Origin of the sequence: Pseudoxanthomonas sp. SORGH_AS_0997 (assembly GCF_031453535.1) — a bacterium.
Taxonomy (GTDB): Bacteria; Pseudomonadota; Gammaproteobacteria; order Xanthomonadales; family Xanthomonadaceae; genus Pseudoxanthomonas_A; species Pseudoxanthomonas_A winnipegensis.
Genome location: NZ_JAVIZI010000001.1, coordinates 937,185 through 953,909, shown reverse-complemented (window position 1 = coordinate 953,909; position 16,725 = coordinate 937,185). Strand labels below are relative to the sequence as shown.

17 protein-coding genes are annotated in these 16,725 nt (G+C 70.3%); 7 read left to right on the top strand and 10 right to left on the bottom strand.

From position 1 onward, the window contains the following. The first annotated feature begins 115 nt into the window (after positions 1 to 115). The 6 genes from QE438_RS04405 (at position 116) to uraD (ending at position 5,166) form a co-directional block, all read left to right on the top strand. On the top strand, positions 116 to 1,468 hold the full coding sequence (locus tag QE438_RS04405; protein ID WP_306992277.1) for a nucleobase:cation symporter-2 family protein: 1,353 nt from the start codon (positions 116 to 118) through the stop codon (positions 1,466 to 1,468). Continuing rightward, positions 1,468 to 1,962 carry a GNAT family N-acetyltransferase gene (locus tag QE438_RS04400; protein ID WP_306992279.1) on the top strand — a complete coding sequence of 165 codons (495 nt, stop codon included), beginning with the start codon at positions 1,468 to 1,470 and terminating at the stop codon, positions 1,960 to 1,962. The genes QE438_RS04405 and QE438_RS04400 overlap by 1 nt, the downstream gene beginning before the upstream one ends. 91 nt (positions 1,963 to 2,053) lie before the next feature. Then, positions 2,054 to 2,923: a glyoxalase III HchA gene (hchA, locus tag QE438_RS04395; protein WP_306992281.1), complete on the top strand. Its 870-nt coding sequence runs from the start codon at positions 2,054 to 2,056 to the stop codon at positions 2,921 to 2,923. Next, on the top strand, positions 2,920 to 3,648 hold the full coding sequence (locus QE438_RS04390) for a PA1136 family autoinducer-binding transcriptional regulator (protein ID WP_306992283.1): 729 nt from the start codon (positions 2,920 to 2,922) through the stop codon (positions 3,646 to 3,648). The genes hchA and QE438_RS04390 overlap by 4 nt, the downstream gene beginning before the upstream one ends. Before the next feature lie 73 nt (positions 3,649 to 3,721). Continuing rightward, positions 3,722 to 4,660, top strand: coding sequence for an allantoinase PuuE (puuE, locus tag QE438_RS04385; protein ID WP_306992285.1), 939 nt, complete (start codon positions 3,722 to 3,724; stop codon positions 4,658 to 4,660). Continuing rightward, positions 4,657 to 5,166: a 2-oxo-4-hydroxy-4-carboxy-5-ureidoimidazoline decarboxylase gene (uraD, locus tag QE438_RS04380; RefSeq protein WP_306992287.1), complete on the top strand. Its 510-nt coding sequence runs from the start codon at positions 4,657 to 4,659 to the stop codon at positions 5,164 to 5,166. The genes puuE and uraD overlap by 4 nt, the downstream gene beginning before the upstream one ends. Positions 5,167 to 5,448: 282 nt before the next feature. Here uraD and QE438_RS04375 read toward each other — a convergent pair whose 3' ends face one another. The 10 genes from QE438_RS04375 to QE438_RS04330 all read right to left on the bottom strand — a co-directional run bounded on the left by QE438_RS04375 (position 5,449) and on the right by QE438_RS04330 (position 15,014). After that, positions 5,449 to 6,789 carry a carbohydrate-binding protein gene (locus QE438_RS04375; protein WP_130531202.1) on the bottom strand — a complete coding sequence of 447 codons (1,341 nt, stop codon included), beginning with the start codon at positions 6,787 to 6,789 and terminating at the stop codon, positions 5,449 to 5,451. A 610-nt stretch (positions 6,790 to 7,399) separates the two neighbouring features. Beyond that, positions 7,400 to 8,086, bottom strand: coding sequence for a bifunctional phosphoribosyl-AMP cyclohydrolase/phosphoribosyl-ATP diphosphatase HisIE (gene hisIE / locus QE438_RS04370; protein ID WP_306992289.1), 687 nt, complete (start codon positions 8,084 to 8,086; stop codon positions 7,400 to 7,402). Between the two features lie 26 nt (positions 8,087 to 8,112). Further along, positions 8,113 to 8,889, bottom strand: a complete 777-nt coding sequence (gene hisF / locus QE438_RS04365) for an imidazole glycerol phosphate synthase subunit HisF (protein ID WP_130519688.1) — start codon at positions 8,887 to 8,889, stop codon at positions 8,113 to 8,115. Beyond that, the gene (gene hisA, locus QE438_RS04360; protein WP_131660026.1) at positions 8,883 to 9,641 is read right to left on the bottom strand and encodes a 1-(5-phosphoribosyl)-5-[(5-phosphoribosylamino)methylideneamino]imidazole-4-carboxamide isomerase; all 759 of its coding nucleotides are present in this window, start codon (positions 9,639 to 9,641) and stop codon (positions 8,883 to 8,885) included. The genes hisF and hisA overlap by 7 nt, the downstream gene beginning before the upstream one ends. Before the next feature lie 23 nt (positions 9,642 to 9,664). Next, complete coding sequence (gene hisH, locus QE438_RS04355) at positions 9,665 to 10,267, bottom strand: imidazole glycerol phosphate synthase subunit HisH (protein WP_306992293.1); 603 nt, start codon at positions 10,265 to 10,267, stop codon at positions 9,665 to 9,667. After that, on the bottom strand, positions 10,264 to 11,340 hold the full coding sequence (gene hisB, locus QE438_RS04350; protein ID WP_130532977.1) for a bifunctional histidinol-phosphatase/imidazoleglycerol-phosphate dehydratase HisB: 1,077 nt from the start codon (positions 11,338 to 11,340) through the stop codon (positions 10,264 to 10,266). Before hisB ends, hisH begins: the two co-directional genes overlap by 4 nt. Further along, positions 11,337 to 12,440 (bottom strand): histidinol-phosphate transaminase, encoded by a 1,104-nt coding sequence (hisC, locus tag QE438_RS04345; protein WP_306992296.1) that lies wholly within the window; start codon positions 12,438 to 12,440, stop codon positions 11,337 to 11,339. The genes hisB and hisC overlap by 4 nt, the downstream gene beginning before the upstream one ends. Next, positions 12,437 to 13,768 (bottom strand): histidinol dehydrogenase, encoded by a 1,332-nt coding sequence (gene hisD, locus QE438_RS04340; protein WP_306992298.1) that lies wholly within the window; start codon positions 13,766 to 13,768, stop codon positions 12,437 to 12,439. Before hisD ends, hisC begins: the two co-directional genes overlap by 4 nt. Next, positions 13,765 to 14,679, bottom strand: coding sequence for an ATP phosphoribosyltransferase (gene hisG, locus QE438_RS04335; protein WP_130522397.1), 915 nt, complete (start codon positions 14,677 to 14,679; stop codon positions 13,765 to 13,767). Before hisG ends, hisD begins: the two co-directional genes overlap by 4 nt. 11 nt (positions 14,680 to 14,690) lie before the next feature. Beyond that, on the bottom strand, positions 14,691 to 15,014 hold the full coding sequence (locus QE438_RS04330; RefSeq protein WP_130519675.1) for a YerC/YecD family TrpR-related protein: 324 nt from the start codon (positions 15,012 to 15,014) through the stop codon (positions 14,691 to 14,693). Positions 15,015 to 15,170: 156 nt separating this feature from the next. On the opposite strand from QE438_RS04330, the gene QE438_RS04325 reads away from it, so the two are divergent. After that, a complete protein-coding gene (locus QE438_RS04325) occupies positions 15,171 to 16,439 on the top strand; it encodes a hypothetical protein (protein ID WP_306992301.1) in 1,269 nt (422 codons plus the stop codon). The last annotated feature ends 286 nt before the right edge of the window (positions 16,440 to 16,725 follow it).

The window sequence follows — 16,725 nt, the reverse complement described above, 5'->3', positions numbered from 1 at the left end:
GCGTCTGACCTTCTAATTCCATCGCTGCAGCACGGACTCACGAACGCCTAGAAGCGGATTGTGCGCCGCACCACCTGCAGGCTAAGTTCAGCGCTCGCCCCCATCGAGCCTGCCGATGTCCCGCGCCCTGCCCTCGCCTTCGCCGATCGATGCCGTGCCGCCGGCGGGGCCGCTGTGGCTGCTGGCGATCCAGCATGTGCTGGTGATGTATGCCGGGGCGGTGGCGGTGCCGTTGATCGTGGCCGGGGCGCTGCATCTGTCGCGCGAGGACACGGCCTTCCTGGTGAGTGCGGACCTGTTCTGCTGCGGGCTGGCGACGCTGGTGCAGTCGCTGGGGCTCGGCGGCTTCGGCATCCGCCTGCCGGTGGTGATGGCGGCCACCTTCGCCAGCGTGGGGCCGATGATCGCCATCGGCGGCAATCCGGCGCTGGGCCTGCCCTATGTGTTCGGCGCCAACCTGGTCGCCGGGGTGGTCGGCATCCTGGCCGCGCCGCTGATCGGGCGGCTGCTGCGTCTGTTCCCGCCGGTGGTCACCGGCACGGTCATCACCGTGATCGGGCTGACCCTGGTCGGGGTGGCGGTGAACTGGGCCGCCGGCGGCGTGGGCGCGGCCGACTACGGCGCGCCGATCAATCTGGGCCTGGCCGCGGTGGTGCTGCTGGGCGTGCTGGCGCTGCTGCGGCATGGGCGCGGTTTTCTCGCCAATATCGGCGTGCTGCTGGGGCTGGCCGGCGGCATGGTGGTGGCCGCCCTGGCCGGGCGCGTGGATGTGAGCGGCCTGCGCGAGGCGGCGTGGCTGGCGCCGGTGCTGCCGTTCCACTTCGGCGCACCCAGGTTCGAGCTGTGGTCCTGCGTGACCATGTGCGTGGTGCTGTTCATCGTGTTCGTCGAGTCCACCGGCATGTTCCTGGCGCTGGGCGACATCGTGCAGCGCCCGGTGGATCGCCCGGCGCTGGTGCGCGGGCTGCGCGTGGACGGACTGGCCACGCTGCTGGGCGGGGTGTTCAACGCCTTCCCCGATACCTCGTACTCGCAGAACATCGGCCTGGTGGCGCTGACCGGCGTGCGCAGCCGCTGGGTGTGCGTGCTGGCCGGGGCGATCCTGATCGTGCTGGGACTGGTGCCCAAGCTGGCGGTGCTGGTGGCCTCGGTGCCGCCGGCCGTGCTGGGCGGCGCGGGGCTGGTGATGTTCGGCATGGTCACCGCCAACGGCATCCGCGTGCTGGGGCTGGTGGACTTCCAGGGGCGCCGGCACAACCTGCTGATCGTCGCGGTGGGCGTGGGCCTGGCGATGGCGCCGGTGGCCGCGCCGGCGGTGTTCGACCAGTTGCCCAAGGCGCTGGCACCGCTGCTGCACAGTGGCATCGCCCTGGCCACGCTGGCCTGCGTGGCGCTGAACCTGTGGTTCAACGGCCTGGGCGGCGCGCGATCCTCCGAACCGCTGTCGCCCGAGCCGCCGCACGCCTGATGTCCGCCCCTGCGATCCGCCCCTGGCAACCGGCCGACCGTGATGCGGTGGGCGCGCTGATCGTCGGCATCCAGCGCGGCGAGTTCGGCCTGGACATCGACCTGGCCGCGCAGCCGGACCTGATCGATGTGGAAGGCTTCTACGGCCAGGGCCAAGGCGGCTTCTGGGTCGCCGAGGACGCGAGCCGGATCGTGGGCTGCATCGGCCTGCGCGACATTGGCGAGGGCGAGGCGGCGCTACGCAAGATGTTCGTGGCGGCCAGCCATCGCGGCCACGCGCACGGCGTGGCGCCGCGCCTGCTGGCCACGCTGCTGGCCCATGCGCGGGCCAGCGGGCTACGCGCGATCTACCTGGGCACCACCGACCGCTTCCTCGCCGCGCACCGCTTCTACGAGAAGCATGGCTTCGCGCCGATCGCGCGCGAGGCGCTGCCGCCGCGCTTCCCGCTGATGGCGGTGGACTCGCGCTTCTACGTGCGCCGTCTGGATCGCTGAGACGCGACGTTAGGGGAAAACCCGCATTGCCGCGCCCCTGTCACGGTCCTAGCCTGACACTCCATCGATTCGACCGAACCTGGAGCACGCCATGACCGAGCAAAACGACCGCGCGCCCGCGCCCGATGCGGCCGAGCACGACGCCTTCTTCCCCTCGCCCTATTCGCTGTCGCAATACACCTCGCCGAAGACCGATTTCGACGGCGCCGACTATCCCGACGCCTACACCGGCGGCAAGTGGAAGGTGTTGATGATCGCCACCCAGGAGCGCTATCTGCTGATGGGCAACGGCAAGTTCTTCTCCACTGGCAACCATCCGGTCGAGACGCTGCTGCCGATGCTGCACCTGGACAAGGCCGGCTTCGAAATCGAGGTCGCCACGATCTCCGGCGATCCGGTGAAGCTGGAGCACTGGGCGTTCCCGCATCAGGACGAGGCGGTCAAGGCGACCTATGCCAAGTATCTGCAGCGCTTCAGGACGCCGAAGAAGCTCTCCGACCTGGTCGACGATCTGGAGGGCGGCCACTATCTGGGCGTGTTCATCCCTGGCGGCCATGGCGCGCTCAACGGCCTGCCCTTCAGCAAGGAGGTCGGCAAGGCGCTGGAGTGGGCGATGGCCAACGAGCGCTACGTCATCAGCCTGTGCCACGGCCCGGCCGGGCTGCTGGCCGCGGGCCTGGGCAAGGAGGCGGCCGATTTCCCGTTCCGCGGCTATGAGATGTGCGTGTTCCCGGACAGTCTGGATGCCGGCGCCAACGTCGAGATCGGCTATCTGCCCGGTGCGATGCCCTGGCTGCTGGGCGAACGCCTGACCCAGGCCGGCGTCAAGATCGTCAACGCCGACATGTCGGGCATGGTCCATCGCGACCGGCGCGTGCTGACCGGCGACAGCCCGCTGGCCGCCAACCAGCTTGGCAAGCTCGCGGCGCGCACGCTGCTGGACGACGTGGCACAGCGATGAGCGAGGGCGCGGCGCAGGCGGCGTTCGATGCGACGCTGGCGATGGAGGCCAGCACCGCGCTGCCTGCGCTGCAGGCGGGATTCGGCCACTTCGCCGCGACGCTTGGCTACGACCGGGTCGTGGTGTTCGCCGCGTCGATGGCGCAGGAAGACCTGCTCGAGCGGATCTACTGGATCCATGGCGACTGGTTCGGCACGGGCACGCGGGTCGATGCGGAGACCTATGTGCGCCACTGCCCGGTGACGCGGCACGTGGTGCAGGCCAGCATGCCGTTCTTCTGGACCAAGACCCAGGCGCTCACCGGAGAGCGCTACCGCGTGGTGCGCGTGCCACGCGGGCCGGGGGTGCACGGGCTGCAGATCCCGGTCTTCGGGCCGCTGGGGCTGGAGGGCGCGCTCAGCCTGGGCGGCGCACGCATCGACGCCTCGGCGCAAGCCAGGCTGTCGCTGGCAATGGTCGGCACCGCCGCGTTCCGCACCGCGCGTCGCTTGCTGGAAGCCCCCGAAGCCGCCGCGCCCAGTTCGCTCAGCGCCCGCGAGCGCGAGATCCTGTCCTGGACCGCCGCCGGCCGTCGCCAGGCCGACATCGCCGCGACGCTGGGCCTGTCGGCGCGCACGGTCGAACACCACCTGCGCCGCATCCGCAAGCGACTGGGGGCCAGCACCACCGCGCAGGCCATCCGCATCGCGCTGCGTCACGGTGATCTGGAAGGACCAGAGACGTAGCGGCCCCCATGCGTTGTGCCATCGCGGCCTTGTTCCTACAGTGCAAGGCTTCCAACGCTCCACGAGTGCCGCGATGTCCGATACCAGCTCCGACTACCCCCGCGACCTGATCGGTTACGGCCGCGATGCGCCGCATGCCGACTGGCCGGGCGGTGCGCGGATCGCGGTGCAGTTCGTGCTCAATTACGAGGAAGGCGGCGAGAACAACGTCCTGCACGGCGACGCCGGCTCGGAGCAGTTCCTCAGCGAGATCGTCGGCGCGGCCTCGTATCCGGCGCGGCACATGAGCATGGAGTCGATCTACGAATACGGCTCGCGGGTGGGCGTGTGGCGGATCCTGCGCGAGTTCGAACGGCGCGGCCTGCCGCTGACGGTGTTCGGCGTGGCCATGGCGCTGGCGCGCCACCCCGAGGCCACCGCGGCCTTCGTCGAGCTCGGCCATGAAGTGGCCAGCCACGGCTGGCGCTGGATCCACTACCAGGACATGGACCCGGCCACCGAGCGCGAACACCTGCGGCGTGCGGTCGAGCTGCACACGCGGCTGACCGGCAGTGCGCCGCTGGGCTGGTACACCGGGCGCGACAGCCCCAACACGCGGCGGCTGGTGGTCGAGCACGGCGGCTTCGCCTACGACGCGGACTACTACGGCGACGAGCTGCCGTTCTGGACCCAGGTCGAGACCGCCGACGGCGCGCGCAAGCCGCATCTGGTGGTGCCCTACACGCTGGACGCCAACGACATGCGCTTCGCCACCCCGCAGGGCTTCAACACCGCCACCCAGTTCTTCGACTACCTGCGCGACAGCTTCGACGTGCTCTACGCCGAGGGCGAGGACGCGCCGAAGATGCTCTCGGTGGGCATGCACTGCCGGCTGCTGGGGCGGCCGGGGCGCTTGATCGCGCTGCAGCGCTTCCTGGATCACATCGCCCGGCACGACAAGGTGTGGGTGTGCCGGCGCATCGACATCGCGCGCCACTGGCAGCAGCGGCATCCGTTCGTGGTGGCCGCATGATCGCCCTGACCGAACTCAACGCCTTGCCGCGCGATGCCTTCATCGGCGCGCTGGCGGGCATCTTCGAACACTCGCCGTGGGTGCCGGCCGGCGCCGCGGCGACGCGGCCCTACCCCTCGCGCGAGGCGCTGCACGCGGCCATGTGCCGGGTGGTGCGCGAGGCCGGCGTCGAGGCGCAGCTCGGCCTGATCCGCGCCCATCCCGAGCTGGCCGGCAAGGCCGCCATCGCCGGCGAGCTCACCGCGCATTCGGCCAGCGAGCAGCGCGGCGCCGGCCTGGATCAGTGCACGCCCGCCGAATACGCCGAACTGGTGGAGCTCAACCGCCGCTATCGCGAACGACACGGCTTTCCCTTCATCCTGGCCGTGCGCGGCCACACGCGCGCCAGCATCATCGCCGCGCTGCGCGAGCGCGTGGAGCAGCCGACCGAGGCGGAGATCGCCACCTGTCTGGAACAGATCGAGAAGATCGCCAGGCTGCGCCTGGACGATCTGGTCGCAGATTGATGGCTTGAAGCGATGCTTGCTCCCTGTGGGAGCCGCCATGGCGGCGATAGGGCCTCACCGGTAAAGCCCCATCGCCGCCATGGCGGCTCCCCCCTGTAGAGCGGAGCTTGCTCCGCTGGGGCCTTCCCCACGATCCGAACGAAGAGCAGCGGAGTCCCCAAAAGGGGATTGCCACAAGCCCCGCTCTACAGACGGGCGTCCGCTAGAGTCAAGGAAACAGCTGTTCCCACCCCACCGAGCGACTTGAATAAAAGGGCCGCCTTCCCTGGCAGCCAACCCCACTCAGAACCCCAGATCGGTCAGGAAGCGCTTGGTGTAGGCCAGCACGCCCGGGCCGGTGTAGGAATTGCAGATCGGCGAGGCGTAGTCCGACGGCGCCGCGCACGGCGTATCGCGATCCAGCGACCAGTGGTGGACACCGGCCAGGCCGTTCTGCGCGGCATACAGCGCCACGGTGTCGACGTCGGCCAGGGTGAAGATCTCGTCGGCCGTATCGTTGCGACCCAGCATCGGCGTCACCTCGATGTGCTGCGGCGCGATGCCGTAGGTGTGGCGCAGGTTCTCCACGGCCTTGATGGTCGAGGCCCCCATGTCGCACAGCCCGCCGCTCTTGAGCACGCAGTTGGACGCCTGGGCGCGACCGAAGTCCATCACCATCAGGTTGATCGTGTAGTGCTGCAGGCCGGAGGCCAGCACCGCCTGGATCACCTGGTTGCCGAGCGCGTTGACGCCGCCGTAGCTGCCGTCGGACGCGGCCAGCGTGGCCAGCGTGAAGGAGAAGCGGATACCGGGATACTGGCTCTCGACCACCTTGGCCGCGGCCACCAGCGCGTCGGTCTGGGCTTGGGTCTGGCCGCCTTCGATGTCGAAGTCCACGCCGATCATGTGCGGGGTGTAGTAGCGGGCGATGAAGTTGGCCAGGCCCGTCGCGCTGCCGCAGGTGAAGGTGCCCGAGGCACCGCCGGTGGAGACGATGTAGTTCACGCCGGCATTGTTGAGCACCGGGATATTGGCGTTCTTGAAGGCATCGGCCGACACGCCGCCCCAGGTCTCGCTGCCGCAGGTGCCGGTCGCGAAGGCCAGCGTCACCGCCTGCAGGTTCGGCACCTGCGTGGAGATCAGGCTGCCCGCGCCCGCCACCGGCAAGGCGGTGCCGGTGACCTTGGACTGCATCACGTTGGTGTTCCAGTTGAGGTTGATCGTGACGTCCTTGTAGGGACTGAACACGAAGCTGGGATAGGTCGGGTTGGTCGGCGTCCCGCCACCGCCCCCACCACCGCCACCACCTCCCCCGCCGCCGCCTCCACCACCGCCGCCACCGCCGGTGGACGAACAGGCGCCTTGCGAGGTCCAGGGCTGGCCCGACCCGGCGCCGCCGTTATGGGTGGTCGGGTCGTCGCCCTGGGTCCACCAGTTGGCCACGTAGTTGATGCCGCTCTTGCTGGCGGTATTGCCGCCGGTATAGACGGACGAGGCGCTCCATGCCGCCGCGCATGCGGTCTGGGCCTGCGCCGACTGCATCGGGACGAAGGTAACGACGGCCGCCGAAGCCAGCGATCCGAGGATGCCGGTGGTGGCGCTTGCACTGATCAACGACCACAACGTCGATTTGCGGGTGGACATCATGTCTCTCTCCAGTGGATGGCGCGGTTGCTTGAAACCCCGCCTGGGCGTTGTTGGCCCGCCTCCCCCTGATGGCAGGCGCCAGCTGCGACTGCGGCATATGGCGTTTTTGACATCTGCCGCAAACCGACCGTGCTTTGCCGAAGACAACGTTGTCAACGGATGATGTTCGGTTCTGTGGCCGCAGTCGCAATGGCTTCTTCGCGCGCGCTGATCGATGAAAATTTGGCCTGCGGTTGACGCTCTCTTGTCGCAATCAGGCCATGCGATTGCATTGCCACGTCATGCGTTGGCCGCGGCGCGCATTGGGCGAAGCCAGGGCGAAACAACGTATCGGTCCGCTACCGCCGCGCATCGGGACAGCGGTCACGCCGACCGCGTCGCCGCAGGACTTCCGTGCCTCGCAGGCATTGCGACGGCTATGCCCGGGAGCTGATCGGCGCGTGTTGTCGCGGCGCCGCCTGCCGTGTCCGTTGCGGACAAGCGGCGATGTCGTGCGCCGTTGTCCGATCGCGGACAAGCGCGCGCCGTGCTGGCAACGTTTTCTCGGCGCGTTGCAGCCGCGATGAAGACGCGGCTTGCTGCGCCGCGTCGCGTGAGGAACCGGTTTCTAGCCGGCGTGGCGCTGCCGCAGCACCGCGACCGCGTCGGCCAGGGATAGGCCGCGCGCGCGCAACAGGACGGTGAGGTGATAGAGCAGATCGGCGCTTTCGCCGAGCAGTTCGGCATCGCCCTGGGCGACGCCGGCCAGCGCGGTTTCCACGCCCTCCTCGCCCACCTTCTGCGCGATGCGGCGGGTGCCGCCCTCGAACAGGCGCGTGGTATAGCTGCCTTCCGGGCGCTGTGCATGCCGCTGGGCGATCAGCGCATCGAGCTCCCCCAGGAACGCGACGCCATCGGTGGGAGCCGCCATGGCGGCGATGGGGCTTTCCCGGGAAGGCTCTTTCGCCGCCATGGCGGCTCCCACGCCCACCAAGGCCGGCGCTTCGGCAAAGCAGCTGGGCCGCTGCAGATGGCAGGTGTGCCCATGCGGGCGCGCCAGCACCAGCAGCGTGTCGTTGTCGCAGTCGGCCTGGATGTCGACCAGGTCCAGGAAATGCCCGGAGGTCTCGCCCTTGGTCCACAGGCGCTGCTTGCTGCGGCTGAAGAAGGTGACGTGGCCGCACTCGCGCGTGACCCGCAGGGCTTCCGCATTCATGTAGCCCAGCATCAGCACGCGCAGCGTGTCGGCGTCCTGCACCACGGCGGGCAGCAGGCCCTCGCCCTTGGCCCAGTCCAGTGTGTCGGTCGTACCCATCGGTTCGGAATCCATTGAAAGGCCGCTCACGCGGCCGGGCGCACGGCGATGCCGGCATCGGCCAGCGTGCGCTTGAGGTCGGGGATGGCGATGGCGCCGCTGTGGAACACGCTGGCGGCCAGCGCCGCGTCCACATCGGCGTCCTGGAACGCAGCGACGAAGTGCTCCGGCGCGCCGGCACCGCCCGAGGCGACCAGCGGCACATGGCACAGCGCGCGCGCGGCCTTGAGCTGTTCGATGTCGTAGCCACGGCGCACGCCGTCGCTGTCCATGCAGTTGAGCACGATCTCGCCGGCGCCCAGGTCCTGGGCCTGCACGATCCAGTCCAGCGTGCGCAGGCCTTCGGCGCGGGTCTTGCTCGGGTCGCCCGTATAGCTGCGCACCCGCCACTGCCCGTCCGCCTCGCGCACCGAATCGATGCCCACCACTACGCACTGCACGCCGAAGGCCGTGGCCAGCTCGCCGATCAGCGCCGGCCGCTCCAACGCCGGGGTGTTGATCGAGACCTTGTCCGCGCCGGCATGCAGCACCGCGCGCGCGGTCTCCACGCTGCGGATGCCGCCGGCCACGCAGAACGGGATGTCGAGCAGGCGCGAGACCTTCTCCACCCAGCCGTAATCGACCGAGCGCCCTTCCGGGCTGGCGCCGATGTCGTAGAACACCAGTTCGTCGGCACCGGCGTCGCGGTAGCGCAGCGCCAGTTCGGCGATGTCGCCCATGTCGATGTGGTCGCGGAATTTCACGCCCTTGACCACGCGCCCGCCGCGCACGTCCAGGCAGGGCACGATGCGCCGGCTCAGCATGAGGCGGCCTCCGCGAAGGCCTGTTCCAGCGTGAAGCGGCCTTCCAGCAGCGCGCGGCCCAGCACGATGCCGCCGCAGCCGGCGAGCTTGGCCTCGCGCACGTCGCCGACCGCATGCACGCCGCCGGAGGCCTGCACCTGCACGCCGGGCAGCAGCGCGACCAGATGCCGGTAGAGGGCGAAGTTGGGGCCGCTCAGCATGCCGTCGCGGGCGATGTCGGTGCACAGCAGCTGCTGCAGGCCGGCGTCGGCATAGCGCACGGCGAGTTCGTCCAGGGCCACGCCCGAGCCCTCGGTCCAGCCATGGATCGGCAGCTGCCACACGCCCGCCGCGTCCTGGCGCGCGTCCAGCGCCACGGTGATGCGCTCGGGGCCGAACTCGGCCAGCCAGCTCAGCACCTCCAGCGGTGCGCGCACCGCCAGCGAGCCGATCACCACGCGTGTCGCGCCCGCCTCCAGCAGTGCGAGCACATCGCTGCGCCCGCGCACGCCGCCGCCGGTCTGCACCTGCAGGCCGGTGGTCTGGCGCAGCGCCCGCAGCAGCGGCGCCAGGGTGTAGCCGCCGGCGCGCGCCGCATCCAGATCGACCAGATGCAGCCAGCGCGCGCCCTGGTCGGCATAGCCTCTCGCGGCGGCCAGCGGATCGTCGCCGTAGGTGGTTTCGCGGTCGTAGTCGCCCTGGGCCAGGCGCACCACGCGCCCGCCGCGCACGTCGATGGCGGGATAGAGCTGGAAGGAAGAGTCGGAGGTCATGAGCCAAGGTGCGGGCGCAGGCATCAGGCCAGGCCGTATTCGATGAAGTTGTGCAGCAGGCGCGCGCCGGTGGCGGCCGAGCGCTCGGGGTGGAACTGTGCGCCGGCCACGCGGCCGCGCTGCACCACCGCCGCGAAGGCATGGCCGTGCGTGGTCGTGCTCAGGCAGTCCTCGCCGACCGGCGCGGCGTAGCTGTGCACGAAATAGGCCTGGTCCTGCGCGCCGATGCCGGCGGTCAGCGAGGCCGCGCGCGTCGGGGTGAGCGTGTTCCAGCCCATGTGCGGCACGCGGATGCCGTCGGCCACGGGCAGTTTGCCGACGCGGCCGGCCAGCAGACCCAGGCACGGGGTGTCGTCCTCTTCGGAATGTTCGAACAGCACCTGCATGCCCACGCACACGCCCAGCAGCGGCGCCTCCAGCGAGCGCAAGGTGTCGATCAGGTCCAGTTCGCGCAGCCGCGCCATCACCTGCGCCGCCGCGCCGACGCCGGGCAGGATCACGCGCTGCGCGCTGCGGATCACCTGCGCATCGGTGGTCAGCTGCGCCTCCACGCCCAGCCGGCCCAGCGCATAGCGCACCGAGCCGATGTTGGCGCCGCCGGCATCGATCAGGGCCAGCGTGGTCACAGCGCCCCCTTGGTCGAGGGCAGCTCGGAGCCTTCGCGCCGGATCGCCTGGCGCAGCGCGCGTGCCAGCGCCTTGAAGCAGCCCTCGACCTGGTGGTGGTCGTTGTCGCCGCGCACCTGCAGGTTGAGGTTGAGCCCGGCCGCATCGCACAGCGAGCGGAAGAAATGCGGCACCAGCTCGGTCGGCATGTCGCCCACGCGCTCGCGCTTGAACGCGCCGTCGAACACCAGATACGGCCGCCCGGAGAAGTCCAGCGCCGCGCTGACCAGGCACTCGTCCATCGGCAGGGTGAAGCCGTAGCGGCCGATGCCGCGCTTGTCGCCCAGCGCCTGCTTCAGGGCCTCGCCCAGCGCAAGCGCCGTGTCCTCGATGGTGTGGTGCTCGTCGATGTGCAGATCGCCGGTGGTCTGGATCTGCAGCGCAAAGCCGCCGTGCTTGCCGATCTGCTCGAGCATGTGGTCGAAGAACGGCAGGCCGGTGTGGATCTTCGGCTCGGCCACCTTGTCCAGGTCGAGCTCGACCAGGATGTCGGTCTCCTTGGTCTTGCGCCGCACACGCGCCGTGCGCGGCTTGTCGGCCAGCGCATGGGCGATGCCGGCCCAGTCCCACTCCCCGCCGAACTGGGCGGTCTTGAGCTGGAAGCCGCGGATGCCCAGGTTCTCGGCGAAGCGGATGTCGGTCTCGCGATCGCCGACCATGGCCGAGCCGTCCAGGTCGATGCCGCGGTCGCGCAGGTAGTGCATCACCAGGCCCAGGCCGGGCTTGCGCGTCGGCGCGTTGTCGGCCGGCCAGCTGCAGTCCACCAGCACCTCGCGGAAGGTGATGCCCTGGCTTTCGAAGATCTGCAGCATCAGATCGTTGGGGCCGTCGAAACGTTCGCGCGGATAGCCTTCGCTGCCCAGCCCGTCCTGGTTGGTGACGATGACGAACTGGAAGCCGGCATCGCGCAGCTTCAGCAGCGCCGGGATCACGCCCTTGACGAAGCGCAGCTTCTCGTAGGCGTCGATCTGGAAGTCGGCCGGCTCCTCGATCAGGGTGCCGTCGCGGTCGACGAAGAGGATCTTCTGGCTCATGCGGCCACCGCCTGCGCATTGAGCGCGGCCAACACGCGGGCGTTCTGCTCGGGCGCGCCGATGGTGATGCGCAGCGCATCGCCCAGCTGCGGCGCGGCGCGCTGGTCGCGCACCACGATGCCGGCGGCCAGCAGCGCGCCGAACGCGCCTTGCGCATCGTCGAAGCGCACCAGGAGGAAGTTGGCGTCGGAGGCGTAGACGCGGCGCACGCCGGGCAGGACCGACAGCGCCGCGGCCAGCCGCGTGCGCTCTTCGATCACCGTGGCGATGCGCGCGCGCGTGGCCGCCAGGGCGGCCGGCGACAGCCCGGCCACGGCCAGCTCCGCACACGGTGTGGGCACCGGATACGGCGCCTGGCAGGCGCGCAGCACGGCCACCAGGCGCGCATCGGCGATCACCACGCCCACGCGCGCGGCGGCCAGGGCGTGGGCCTTGGACAGCGTGCGCAGCACGGCCACTTCCGGATAGCGCGCGCGCAGGGTCAGCGCCGAGGGCACTTCCGAGAATTCGCCGTAGGCCTCATCGACCACCACCAGCGCGCGGCCCTGCAGGCGCTGCAGCAGCGCCTCGATCTCGGCCAGCGGGATCGACGCGCCGGTCGGGTTGGCCGGCGAGCACAGGAACACGAGCTTGGCGCCCTGCTCCAGCACCGCCTGCGCGATCGCGTCGAAATCCGGCGCGAAGCCGTCAGGCCCGTCGACCAGCGGCGCCTCGATCAGCCGCGCATCCTGCAAGCGCGCGCTGACCGCGTACATGCCGAACACCGGCGGGGTGACGACCACCGCATCGCGCCCGGCCACGCACAGCGTGCGCACCAGCAGATCGATGGCCTCGTCGCTGCCGCGGCCGATCAGCAGTTCCTCCGGCACGCAGCCGTACAGACCGGACAGCGCGGCCTTCAGCGCGGCCGGCTGCGGATCGGGATAGCGGCGCGAGGTCGCGCTGGCGTCGGCCGGATTGCTCCAGGCGCTCTCGTTGGCGTTGAGCCAGACATCGCCGCGCAGGGCTTCGGTGCGGGCGGACTTGTAGCCGCCGAATCCACGCAGGTCCTCGCGGACCAGGTCGAGCGGATCGCGTGGCATCGGATCGGGCGCGCTCATCGGGCCGCCTCCGCCAGGCGCAGGCGCACGGCGTTGGCGTGCGCCTCCAGGCTCTCGGCCTCGGCCAAGGTCACCGCGGAGGGGCCGATCGCCAGGATGCCCGCGGCGCTGGCCGACTGCACGCTGACGAAGTTCTGGAAGCTGGCCACCGACACACCGCTGTAAGCGCGCGCCGCGCCGCTGGTGGGCAGCACGTGGTTGGTGCCGCTGCAGTAGTCGCCCAGCGCCTCGGGCGTGTAGTCGCCCAGGAAGACCGAACCGGCCGCCTCGACCCTGGGCAGCCACACGCGCGGTTCGCGCAGGGCCAGGATCAGGTGCTCGGGCGCGTAGCGGTTGCTGATGGCGAAGGCCTCCTCCAGCGTCTGAACCTGGACCAGGCGCGAGGCCGACAGCGCGCGGCGCGCGATGTCCGCCCGCGGCAGCGCGGCCAGCTGCGTGGTCAGCGCGGCCTCGACGCGATCCAGCAGGCCGGCATCGTCGGACAGCAGCAGCACCTGCGAATCCGGGCCGTGTTCGGCCTGCGACAGCAGATCGGCGGCGACGAAGTCGGCATTGGCGCCGGCATCGGCGATCACCAGCACCTCCGACGGGCCGGCCGGCATGTCGATGGCGGCCGCACCGCTTTGCGCGACCTGCTGCTTGGCCTCGGTGACGTAGCTGTTGCCCGGGCCGAACAGCTTGTCGCAGGCCGGCACCGGGCCCGCGCCATAGGCCATCGCGGCGATGGCCTGGGCGCCGCCGAGCACGAACACCCGGCTTACGCCGGTCAGGCGCGCGGCGACCAGCACGGCCGGATCGGCGGTGCCGTCCTTGCGCGGCGGCGTGCACAGCACCACCTCGCGGCAGCCGGCAAGCTGGGCAGGCACGCCGAGCATCAGCGCGGTCGAGGGCAGCGGCGCGCTGCCGGCCGGCACATACAGGCCGACCCGGCCGATCGGGCGGATCACGCGTTCGCAGACCACGCCCGGCGCGGTCTCCACCGCATACGGCTGGGCCATGCCGGCCTTGTGGAAGGCGGTGATGCGCGCGGCGGCTTCGACCATGGCCTGCTTCAGCGTTGGGTCGATGGCGGCTTCGGCAGCGGCGAATTGGTCCTCGCCGACCTCGAAGGAGGCCGGCGCGGCGCCGTCGAAGCGCTGGGTGATCACGCGCAGCGCGTCGAGCCCGCCGCTGCGCACCTCGTCGATCAGCGCGGCGACGGTGCGGCGGGTCTGCTCGGCCACGGTCTGCGCCGGGCGCTCCAGGGTCTGCGCCTGGGCCTGGGCATCCAGCGCGTTCCAGACGATGCGCTGTGCGTTGGGGGATTCGGGGCGGAGATTCGCGTTCATGCCAGCGAGCGCTCCACCGACAGCACCATCAGGCCGCGCGCGCCGGCGCGTTCGAGTTCCTCCAGCTGCTGCCAGCTGATGGCCGTGTGGCACATGGTCTGCAGCGAAATGCCCTCGGCGTGTTCGCCGGGCAGCTGCACCAGCGGCTCGGCATCGGCCAGCAGGCGGCTCAGCGCGGGCACGGTGTCGGGCGCGGCGCGGAACATCAGCAGCTTGCTGTCCTTGAGCTTGAGCACGCCGTCCATGCGCCGCAGCAGCATCGCAGACAGGTCGGCGCGCGCATCGTTGAAGCCGCGCACCGGCCCGGCCAGCACGGCCTCGCTTTCCAGCAGGGTCTCCACCGGCTTGAGCTGGTTGGCCTTCAGCGTCGCGCCGCTGGAGACCAGGTCGCAGATCAGGTCGGCGGTATCGAGCTTGGGCGCGATCTCGACCGAGCCGGACAGTTCGACCACCGCGGCCTCAACGCCGCGCGCGGACAGCCACTGGCGCAGGATCGCCGGATAGCTGGTGGCGATGCGCAGGCCCTGCAGCTGCTGCGCACCCTGCCATTCCCAGCTCTCGGGGATGGCCAGCATCAGCCGGCAGCCGCCGAAGCCCAGCGGACGCACCTCGCGATACGCGGGCGAGAGGCCGATCTCCAGGCGCGCATTGGCCTGCTCGTCCAGCTCGTTGCGGCCGACGATGCCGTAGTCGCACACCCCATCGGCAATCAGGCCGGGGATGTCGTCGTCGCGCACCAGCAGCAGGTCCACGGGCAGGGATTCGCCGTAGCAGAACAGCTTGTCGCGGCTCTCGCGCCAGCTCAGGCCGCAGGCGGCCAGCAGGCTGCGCGCCGGGTCGGCCAGGCGGCCGGATTTCTGGATGGCGATGCGCAGACGGTCGCGCGTCGCGTTGGCAACGATGGGAGGCATGGCAGAGAACTTCAGTGAGAGGCGGTGGTGCGCGACTGCTGGCGGCGCAGGGCGGCGGCATAGCCGCCGGTGCCGGTTTCCAGCGTGCGCGCCACGCGCCCGATGGTGGTGACGCTGACCTCGGTCAGCTCGTGGATCTCGCGGTAGGGCACGCCCTTGAGCAGCAGCGGCACCACACGCCAGCGATCGGCCATGGCTTCCAGCTCGGCGGGCGTGCACAGATCGACCAGGAACGCGCGCACTTCCTCCGGCTTGGTCAGGCCCGCCAGCGCGCGCGCCAGCGACTGCTGGGCCAGGCTGGTGGTCTTCTCGTCGGTCTCGGTGCGGCGCTTCATGGATGTCTCAATGTATTAACGCGCTATCACATTAGCACATTCGCACGGATCAGGACAACCCGCCGCCCGGCCGGGCGATGAACCCCCTCCCCGGCCGCGCTAGGATCTGGCCCGGGAACCCGGCCCGCCCGGCCGATTCGCGACAAGGAGTCCGCCATGCCCATCCTTCGCTCCGCCGCCCTTGCCGCCGCGCTGGTGGCCGGCGTCCTGTGCAGTCTCGGGGCATCCGCCCGCATGCCCGAGCCCAGCGTCGCGGCTGCGCCCGAGCCACCGGCGGACGTGCGGCCGCCTCTGGACAGCCGCGCCAAGCTCGATGCCTGGCTCAGGGCCCACCGGGGCAAACCCAGCCCGCTGGACGCGTTCAGCGCCGGTGGCCGGCAACGCTTCCTGGCGGGACTGGGTTTCGGGGAACGCGGCGTCGTGTCCCTGCCGTTCGAGGACCTGACCTGGGAGCTGGATCAGGCGCAGGCCCAGGCGGTGCTCACCCTTCTTGGCCTGGGCGACGACCCGATCGCCACCACGCTCAGGACCGATCCCGTCCCGCCCGCATGGCGCGGGGATCGCAAGACCCCGAGCGACATCGATCGGCGCTACACGCAGTACATCGAGATGACCGGCGCTGTTGAGGAAGGCGATGCGTTGACGCATGCGCGGCACATGGACGCCCTTTATCGCCAACTGTTTCCCAAGACGCTGGTCGAGCAGGCCGACAAGCTGACCGATCCAGACCTCCTGCTGCTCGCCCGCGCCGCGGCCAACGCCGCCGGGAGCGGCAGCGATCAGTCGGCGACCCAGGATCTGCTCGCGCTGCTGGTTCTGCTCAAGCAGCGCGGGATGGAACGCGGTTCGTTGATTCAGGATGCGCAGCGCGCCTTGTTGGCCTCAGGGAAGCTCGACGATTCACGCGCGCTGGCCGCGCAGCATCCCGCCATCGCATTGGCGTCGATCCCCACCGTCGGCACGCCCGCCGATGCCCTGCCCGCCGGCCCGCGCTGGTGGCGCCTGTCCGCCGATGCGACCCTCATGGACGCCGAATCCGCCGATCTGGCCCAGACGCAGATCCTGGTCCTCGCCGGCTGTCACTTCTCCGTGGATGCGGCGCAGGACATCGCGGCCGATCCCGAGCTGGGCCCGGTCTTCGCCAGGCATGCGCATTGGCTCGGCCAGCCACCGGGCGTGGAAGACCTCGACGCCTGGAAGGCCTGGAATGCGAGGTTCCCCGGCACACCGATGTACCTCATCACCCAGCGCAGCGACTGGACGCGCTTGCCCGCCTGGCGCATGCCGACCTATGCCATCGTCCGGGACGGCAAGGTCGTGGACCAGGCCAGCGGCGCGTTCCGGAATGTCCCCGACAGACGCCTCGCGCTGATCGAGATGCTGCGCCGCCATGGGCTGATGCCGCCGGCGGGCAGCAAGGACTGATCGCGCTTGATGCACGATGCTTCTGTGGGAGCCGCCCTTGTGGCCTTTTCGGCCAATGGCGGCGATGAGGCTTTCCCGACAAGGCCTCATCCTGACGCTGACATTTTTTCGGGAGAGCCCTATCGCCGCCATTGGCCGAAAAGGCCACAGGGGCGGCTCCTACCTGTAGAGCGGAGCTTGCTCCGCTGCGTTTCGACCGGATCACCGGCAAGCCCCAGCGGAGCAAGCTCCGCTCTACAAGGAGGCTGCGGCTTGATCTGAGAGACGGTTGCTCCCACCGAGCGCG

Coding starts and splice junctions, on each gene's coding strand:
- QE438_RS04405 (WP_306992277.1), top strand. CDS start 116: ATGTCCCGCGCCCTGCCCTCGCCTTCGCCGATCGATGCCGTGCCGCCG.
- QE438_RS04400 (WP_306992279.1), top strand. CDS start 1,468: ATGTCCGCCCCTGCGATCCGCCCCTGGCAACCGGCCGACCGTGATGCG.
- hchA (WP_306992281.1), top strand. CDS start 2,054: ATGACCGAGCAAAACGACCGCGCGCCCGCGCCCGATGCGGCCGAGCAC.
- QE438_RS04390 (WP_306992283.1), top strand. CDS start 2,920: ATGAGCGAGGGCGCGGCGCAGGCGGCGTTCGATGCGACGCTGGCGATG.
- puuE (WP_306992285.1), top strand. CDS start 3,722: ATGTCCGATACCAGCTCCGACTACCCCCGCGACCTGATCGGTTACGGC.
- uraD (WP_306992287.1), top strand. CDS start 4,657: ATGATCGCCCTGACCGAACTCAACGCCTTGCCGCGCGATGCCTTCATC.
- QE438_RS04375 (WP_130531202.1), bottom strand. CDS start 6,789: ATGTCCACCCGCAAATCGACGTTGTGGTCGTTGATCAGTGCAAGCGCC.
- hisIE (WP_306992289.1), bottom strand. CDS start 8,086: ATGGGTACGACCGACACACTGGACTGGGCCAAGGGCGAGGGCCTGCTG.
- hisF (WP_130519688.1), bottom strand. CDS start 8,889: ATGCTGAGCCGGCGCATCGTGCCCTGCCTGGACGTGCGCGGCGGGCGC.
- hisA (WP_131660026.1), bottom strand. CDS start 9,641: ATGACCTCCGACTCTTCCTTCCAGCTCTATCCCGCCATCGACGTGCGC.
- hisB (WP_130532977.1), bottom strand. CDS start 11,340: ATGAGCCAGAAGATCCTCTTCGTCGACCGCGACGGCACCCTGATCGAG.
- hisC (WP_306992296.1), bottom strand. CDS start 12,440: ATGAGCGCGCCCGATCCGATGCCACGCGATCCGCTCGACCTGGTCCGC.
- hisD (WP_306992298.1), bottom strand. CDS start 13,768: ATGAACGCGAATCTCCGCCCCGAATCCCCCAACGCACAGCGCATCGTC.
- hisG (WP_130522397.1), bottom strand. CDS start 14,679: ATGCCTCCCATCGTTGCCAACGCGACGCGCGACCGTCTGCGCATCGCC.
- QE438_RS04330 (WP_130519675.1), bottom strand. CDS start 15,014: ATGAAGCGCCGCACCGAGACCGACGAGAAGACCACCAGCCTGGCCCAG.
- QE438_RS04325 (WP_306992301.1), top strand. CDS start 15,171: ATGCCCATCCTTCGCTCCGCCGCCCTTGCCGCCGCGCTGGTGGCCGGC.